4 protein-coding genes are annotated in these 4898 nt (G+C 39.1%); 2 read left to right on the plus strand and 2 right to left on the minus strand.

What is annotated here, in order from left to right:
- The first annotated feature begins 352 nt into the window (after positions 1–352).
- Positions 353–2446, plus strand: coding sequence for a sensor domain-containing protein (locus CHI06_RS00770; RefSeq protein WP_095246511.1), 2094 nt, complete (start codon positions 353–355; stop codon positions 2444–2446).
- 30 nt (positions 2447–2476) lie between these two features.
- Here the strand turns inward: CHI06_RS00770 and CHI06_RS00775 are convergent, their stop codons facing one another.
- Together CHI06_RS00775 and CHI06_RS00780 are read right to left on the minus strand one after the other, a co-directional pair.
- Complete coding sequence (locus CHI06_RS00775; RefSeq protein ID WP_095246512.1) at positions 2477–2947, minus strand: GNAT family N-acetyltransferase; 471 nt, start codon at positions 2945–2947, stop codon at positions 2477–2479.
- A gap of 61 nt (positions 2948–3008) precedes the next feature.
- On the minus strand, positions 3009–3728 hold the full coding sequence (locus tag CHI06_RS00780; protein ID WP_095246513.1) for a metallophosphoesterase family protein: 720 nt from the start codon (positions 3726–3728) through the stop codon (positions 3009–3011).
- Positions 3729–3882: 154 nt separating this feature from the next.
- On the opposite strand from CHI06_RS00780, the gene purU reads away from it, so the two are divergent.
- Positions 3883–4782 carry a formyltetrahydrofolate deformylase gene (gene purU / locus CHI06_RS00785; protein WP_095246514.1) on the plus strand — a complete coding sequence of 300 codons (900 nt, stop codon included), beginning with the start codon at positions 3883–3885 and terminating at the stop codon, positions 4780–4782.
- Positions 4783–4898: the final 116 nt, after the last annotated feature.

Genomic DNA, 4898 nt, shown 5'->3' on the forward strand with positions numbered 1-4898 from the left:
ATAAAATCAATAGTTTCCCTTAACACAGTCTATTAATATATAAAGTGGACAATAAATAACTTTTCCATGACTTTAAGATAACAAATATAAAATGAGAAATAACCAAAAGCTTGTCTAGCAAATAGAATTGTTTTTCGACTTAGCAACGACAAAATATTTTCCAGGAAATTGACTATTATTCTTTTTTTACAGGAGCTGAGGGCACTTTTAATCAAACGTTTGATTAGTGGTTGAAGGTGGAGAAATTGTCTGAGTTTGTTGATATCTATCACAGCTAATTCTACGAGTTTAGTATAAGGTCACCTTAAGTAGTAATTGTTGATTCTCAGTAATCGTAGAAAGGAGATTTCTTTTGAGAAGTGAGATCAAAAAGCCAGATATAAATTCATATATTGAAATTTGTAAGCCCTTACTCGCAGGAGCACCATACCCTTGTTATTTAATGGATTTGGAAGGAACGATTGTTTTTTCGAATGAAGGTGTTCAAGAATTAACCGGGTACATGAGCCAGTATCATTATCAACGAAATTTCGTTTCAATCCTTGAAGAAGAGGAGATTGATAGGGCGATTGATCATATTAATGCTGTATTGAAGGGTGAAAAACTGAGCTTTCAAACGAAGCTTAGACAACGGAATGGTTCCGTGATGATAGTAAATATTCTATCAATCCCAGTCGAAGTAGATGGCATGATTCTTGGTATCTGTGGTTATATTACCAATATCGCAAATGAAAAACGGCATGCCGCCCGCTCTATCCCTAGTCATTGGGATAATATCTTTACGGGCATTGAGATTTGTTTATGGAGTCTGGATGTCAAAACAATGGAGACGATTTCGATATCGCCTGTCTGTCAGACTATTTTTGGCTATCGTGAAGAGGAGTTTCTGCAGTATGACCTGTTATGGGAGAAGTTAATTCTGCCTGCTGATAAAACGGGCGCCCACAAGCATATGGAGTTGGTGAAGAAGGGGAGATCCTCTCTGCATGAGTACCGTATTGTGAGCAAAAGCGGGGAGCAAAAATGGGTGTCTGATTTTATTGTTCCGATTTTTTCTGAACATCAGCATGAACCCATCCGAATTGACCGAATTGTAGTAGACATTACGAAGCGAAAAAGTGCAGAAGAGAAACTAACCTTTTTAGCCTTTCATGATTCATTAACCGGTCTGCCGAACAGACGGAAATTGGATCATGAGCTTCATAAAGCGTTAACGGAAGCAAGGGAAAAGGAAAAGTTGGTTGGAGTATTATTCCTGGATCTTGATCGATTTAAATATATCAATGATTCTTTGGGCCATAAAATGGGTGATAAAGTATTACAGGTGATAGCGGAGAGGCTGAAGGTGAGTTTAAGAAATGAAGATATTATTTCTCGCCAAGGCGGCGATGAGTTTGTCATTTTGCTTAATAACCTGAGTACAAAAGAGGATCTTCTTGAAACGGCAGCGAGGATAAATGGGATTATTGCGAAACCAATCAGGCTGCTTGAAAATGAGTATGTACTAAGTGCAAGTATTGGGATGAGCATTTTTCCAGATCATGGATATGAGGCAGAAGGATTAATTCAGAAGGCCGATCACGCGATGTATCTTGCAAAGGAAAGCGGTGTGGGAATCCAGCCTTATGAATTGGGAATGTCGACAAGTCTTTCACGAAAACTTCTGCTTGAACAATACCTTCATAAGGCTATTGAAAAAAATGAATTATACTTAGACTATCAACCAATCGTTGATGTTTACGGGAAACAAGTTATAGGGTTAGAGGCACTCCTTCGTTGGAATCATCCTGTTTTGGGGGCAATATCCCCAGGAGAGTTTATTCAAATTGCCGAAGAGTCGGACCTTATCATAAAATTAAGCAACTGGGTATTGGAAACATCCTGCAGACAGCGTAAGCTATGGGCAGATATGAACCTGCCGCCGTTTTATGTATCGATTAATGTGCCAGCGCGACAAATCAATCTTGAGTCGTTCCCTCAAAATGTAAAAGATACACTGGAACACTATGATTTGCCGCCCCAATTACTCAAAATAGAAATCACAGAGCGGACGGCCATGACCAATGTTCAGAAAACGTTAAATACGATAAAAGAGTTACAGGATATTGGAGTCGATCTCATTCTTGATGATTTTGGTGTCGGTTATTCTTCGATTAGTTATCTTGTACAATATCCATTTAATACGATAAAAATCGATAAATCGTTTATTGAAGGATTGGAGAATAAAAATCAGCGATCTGTCTGCCGCACCTTGGTTGCGATGGGAAGAAATCTGGGAATGAATGTGGTAGCAGAGGGCGTGGAAGAGCTAGAGCAGTATCAATTCTTATGCAGCATTGGCTGCCATAACATGCAGGGGTATTATTTTAGCAGGCCAACGAGTGTTGAACTGATTGAGAATTTCTTTACGTCTAAACAACAGGGAATTCAAAATAAATTTCAATAAGGCCGAAGACAAAATTGCCCTCGGCCATTTTTATTTTTTTACCATTGTAATAAATTCGATAGATCTTCTACTAAACTCCATCTTTTTAACAAATCCAAGTTTCGTATAAAGGTGGATCGCTCTTTGGTTAAAAGCTGCAACACTTAATCTGAGAGAATCAACCTTATAGGTTTCTAGAATATAGGAAAGGATGAATGAGAAGAATTCCGCTCCGAAACCTTGACCTGTTAAGGAAGGGTTCATCCCAATTCCAATATCTGTTATGTCCTCGGAATAGGCACCTACTGTGTTGCCAAATGGGACTTGAGCTGCGCTGCCAATACAAAAGAAACCAATGAGTGTTTCGTTGGTATTCAGAACGGCATAATAAGGATTTTCTAGTAATTCGTTAAGAGATTCTGAGCTTTCTTCATTATTATAAAAATCATAGGGTGCTTCATATTTCCAAGTTAGGATCTGTTCTGCGTATTCCTCTGTCATCTTCTTTACAACTAACTGCATTTTTAATACTCCCTTCTAAAAAGTAAAACCGCCACGGATAAAGTCAGCGGCGATTTTGTTTTTATATTTTTGCAGTCCTTATGATCTTACTCATCATTTCTGCATTTGGATAATTGACTTCATGGTAGAGTGCCACGACACGTTCGAGCTCGTAGCTTACTCTTCTGATTGATGTTTTCAGATGGCCATCCTCGATTTCAACCAGACCATAAGAAGCCTTAGTCAGACCATCAAATGGCAATCCCACACTGCCGATATTCATAATGACCTTGCCATTGAGAAAACGAATATAAGGCTTGTGGATATGTGCATAAACATATACTTGTGCTTCCTGTTCATGCATTAAACTGTATTCAATTTGATTGTCATCGGCATTTGGAAGCACGATATCAAATAAACTCGTGGGTGTAGCATGGAAAGCAGAAATTCCAACATCCTCAAAGCTTAAGTTTAATTGAGATGGCAGGTTATTCAAATAATCGATGTCTGATGGTTCAAGTTGTTCCACAATCCATTGACGTTCAAGATTCATCAGCTCCAATGCTTTCTCTGGAACTTCACCTTCTGAGACACCGCGTACCACCCATTCATCGGCATTTCCTTTTATTACTTCAGTATGTAAAGACCGGACCAAGTCTAGGGAACGTTTAGGCTCTGGTCCACGATAACAGATATCACCGAGTACATAAATCTTATCAATCCCTTGCTTTTCTATATCCTCAAGGACAGCCTCAAGCGCAATGGCGTTCCCGTGTATGTCCGAAATGAAAGCAATTTTCATATCACAGAAAACCTCCTTTTTTAAAATTTTACCATCATTTGTTTATAAAATAAAAATGGAGAGCCGGAAAAATTAGAATTTTCATGAAAATCTTCGCTTATATGGGCTGTCTGCTGTATAATCTTTTCTATTAATAAAAGAGAGGTTAGGAAAAATGAACGCATATATAAAGGACCAAATTGAATTATTTCAAAAAGTAAATAGGAACCGCGGACGTCTATTAGTAAGCTGTTCGGATCAACCGGGGATTGTTTCAGCCATCTCCCAATTTTTATTTTCCTATCAAGCCAATATCATCGAATCTAGTCAGTATTCAACTAATCCGGAAGGCGGAGTCTTTTTTATCCGAATTGAATTTGAATGCCCAGGTTTAAAGGAAAAGGCGAAGGAGATGGAGGAGCAGTTTGCCGCGATTGCTGAGACGTTTTCGATGGATTGGAAATTAACGCATGTCTATCAAGTGAAAAAAGCGGCAATCTTTGTGTCCAAGGAGCTTCACTGTTTGCTCGAACTGCTATGGGAATGGCAAAGCGGTGATTTAATGGCGGATATCGCTCTTGTGATTAGTAACCATGAGGAAGCAAGGGATGCGGTCGAAGGGCTGAATATCCCGTTTTATTACATTCCGGCGAATAAGGATATACGTGCTGAGGTGGAAACTAAGCAGCTTGAACTGTTAAAAGAATATGATATTGATTTAGTGATATTGGCGCGTTATATGCAAATATTAACGCCGGATTTTGTAGCCGCAAATCCAAACAAAATTATTAATATCCATCATTCCTTTTTACCAGCGTTTGTTGGTGCACGACCATACGAACGTGCCCATGCGCGCGGTGTAAAGTTAATTGGAGCAACCTCCCATTATGTGACCAATGATCTTGATGAAGGGCCGATCATTGAACAGGATATTGCCCGTGTGGATCACCGTAATGACGTGGACAATCTGAAAAAAATTGGCCGTAGAATCGAAAGAAGTGTATTGGCCAGAGCTGTGAAATGGCATATCGAAGACCGCATTATTGTCCATCAAAACAAAACGATTGTTTTTTAAACGTACAAATGCTACTACCGTATTTGTCAGGCTTGTATGTTGTTGAGTTGCTGATAACCGTCTGGAAGCAATCTTCAATAGAGGCTATTGAGGACAAAACTCAGTAGGGAAACAAG

The organism is Bacillus sp. 7884-1 (assembly GCF_002272245.1).
GTDB lineage: Bacteria > Bacillota > Bacilli > Bacillales > Cytobacillaceae > Neobacillus.

Coding starts and splice junctions, on each gene's coding strand:
- CHI06_RS00775 (WP_095246512.1), bottom strand. CDS start 2,947: ATGCAGTTAGTTGTAAAGAAGATGACAGAGGAATACGCAGAACAGATC.
- CHI06_RS00780 (WP_095246513.1), bottom strand. CDS start 3,728: ATGAAAATTGCTTTCATTTCGGACATACACGGGAACGCCATTGCGCTT.
- purU (WP_095246514.1), top strand. CDS start 3,883: ATGAACGCATATATAAAGGACCAAATTGAATTATTTCAAAAAGTAAAT.